The sequence below is a fragment of the Leisingera sp. F5 genome (genome assembly GCF_001593695.1).
This window is the reverse complement of the sequence record NZ_LUKH01000471.1, coordinates 1-2,341: the sequence shown is the minus strand read 5'-3', so window position 1 is coordinate 2,341 and position 2,341 is coordinate 1. Positions and strand designations below refer to the sequence as shown.

The following is a 2,341-nucleotide window of genomic DNA, read 5'->3' as shown; positions in this document are numbered from 1 at the left end:
GCTGTACTACGCCAGCTATTTCGCGGACAAGACCTTTAACCCTTTTGTCCCCTACCCGATCCTGGCCTTCTACTTCATTCTGCTGACACTGGTTGTTATCTCGGTGTTCGGTTTTGTGAACAAGCAGCTGAACCGGCACCTGCCGCAAGAGCGGCGCAGCCGCACCAGGCTGAAGATCAACCTGATCCGCTGAATGCAGAATGGCTCCTTCGGGAGCCATTTTTTTGGCGATCGCTGGATCATACCGGACGCACTCGGTGCCTCACACCGCAGGGGTTTCTCCCGCAAGACGGGGTCGCCGGGGCGTCGCCTCAAACTTTTGATCAAATTATCTTGGCGAATGCAATTCTCTGCGCTAGGGTTGGCGCAACGCATTCATGGAGCCCCCTATGGACCTGTCCGGACTGAAGACCATCCGCATTGCCGCCTGTGACATGAACGGCCAGATGCGCGGCAAGCGGCTGCCTGCGGGCATGGCCGCCAAGCTGGACAGCGGCGCGGCGCGGATGCCGATCTCCACCCTTAATGTCGATCTCTGGGGCCGCGACGTTGAAGACAACCCGCTGGTGTTTGAAACCGGCGACGCCGACGGGGTGATGCTGCCGACCGAACGCGGTGCGGTTCCGATGCCTTGGCTCAAAAGCGCCTCGGCCCTGGTGCCGATGGCGATGTACTGGGAAGATGGCTCTGCCTTCCTTGGCGACCCCCGCCATGTGCTGGCCGATGTGCTGTCGCGGTATGCGGCACGCGGCTGGAGCGTTGTGGCCGCCACTGAGATGGAGTTCAGCCTGCTGGATGACAGCGGTCCCCGCCCTGCCCCGCCGATCGACCCGCAGACCGGCCGTGAGCTGGATCAGCAGTCGGTGCTGTCGGTGGCAGAGCTGGACGCATTCGATGACTTCTTCACGGATCTTTATGACGGTGCCGAGATGATGGGCATTCCTGCCCAATCGGCAATTTCCGAGGCGGGCCTGGGTCAGTTTGAGATCAACCTGAACCATCAGGAGGCGATGCGCGCAGCAGATGATGCCTGGCTGTTCAAGGCCTTGGTAAAAGGGCTTGCACGCAAACACGGCTTTGCCGCGACCTTTATGGCGAAGCCTTATGCTGAAGAAGCCGGCAATGGTATGCATGTGCATTTCTCGGTCGAGGATCAGGACGGCAGCAACGTCTTTGACGACGGCGGCGAAAAGGGGTCGGACCTGCTGATGCACGCGGTGGCGGGCTGTCTGGCGGCGATGCCCGCCAGCTCGCTGATTTTTGCCCCGCACGGTAATTCATATGACCGGCTGGTGCCTGGCGCCCATGCGCCCGTCAGCGCCGCCTGGGCCTACGAGAACCGCACCGCCGCCATCCGCATCCCCGGCGGCAGCCACAAGGCGCGCCGCATTGAACACCGCGTCGCCGGCGGCGACATTAACCCGTACCTGATGCTCGCAACCGTGCTTGGCTCTGCCCTGGCCGGGATCGAAGATCAGATGCAGCCGCCCGCTCCGTCCGAGGGCAACATCTACGAGATCCAGGGCCTGCCGCAGCTGGCCGCCGACTGGGAGACCGCGATCAACTGGTTTGAGACCGACCCGCTGATCGCCCGTGTGCTGCCGGACCTTGCCATCCGGAACCTGGTGATGACCAAGCGGCAAGAGCTGATAGGCTTTGCCGAACGCCCCCGGGAGAGCCATTGGCTGTCCTGGCTGGAAGCGGTATAGAGCCGCCTTGCCTTAAGGGGATTGGCAAGGCGCTTGCCTGCTCCAGCCCCCTCAGCTAGGCTCAATTTGATCAAATCTGGTGACTTATGAAAATCGGCATCCTGCAAACCGGCCACTCCCCCGAAGATCTGTTCGGCCCTTTCGGAGATTACGACGGCATGTTCCGCGACATGCTGGACGGCAACGGCTTTGAATTTCAAACCTGGGCCGTGGTGGACGGGGTGCTGCCGGACAGCGCCGATGCGGCAGACGCCTGGCTGATCACCGGCTCCAAGCATGGTGCCTATGAAGATCACGCCTGGATCCCGCCGCTGGAAGCACTGATCCGCGAAATCAACGCCAGGAAACAGCCGCTGGCTGGCATCTGCTTCGGCCACCAGATCATCGCCCAAGCGCTTGGCGGCAAGGTTAAGAAGTATCAAGGCGGCTGGGCCGTGGGCCGTGTCACCTATCAGGTGGACGGCAAGGACTTGACCCTCAATGCTTGGCATCAGGACCAAGTGGTGGAACGGCCCCAAGGCGCCCGGGTGCTCGGCGGCAACGACTTTTGCCAGAACGGCATCCTGGCCTACGGCGACCACATCATCTCCTGGCAGCCGCATCCTGAATTCCCCAGCGCCTTTGTCGGCGGC

2 protein-coding genes and 1 pseudogene are annotated in these 2,341 nt (G+C 62.0%); all 3 read left to right on the top strand.

Annotation, left to right across the window (positions count from 1 at the left end; genetic code table 11):
* Positions 1-193, top strand: a pseudogene (locus A2I95_RS32040) (amino acid ABC transporter permease); the annotation flags it as partial.
* Positions 194-389: 196 nt separating this feature from the next.
* Positions 390-1,709 carry a glutamine synthetase family protein gene (locus A2I95_RS32035; RefSeq protein WP_259991441.1) on the top strand — a complete coding sequence of 440 codons (1,320 nt, stop codon included), beginning with the start codon at positions 390-392 and terminating at the stop codon, positions 1,707-1,709.
* Positions 1,710-1,795: 86 nt separating this feature from the next.
* Positions 1,796-2,341 (top strand): type 1 glutamine amidotransferase (locus tag A2I95_RS32030; protein ID WP_291736327.1); only part of this gene is annotated, 546 nt, incomplete at its 3' end.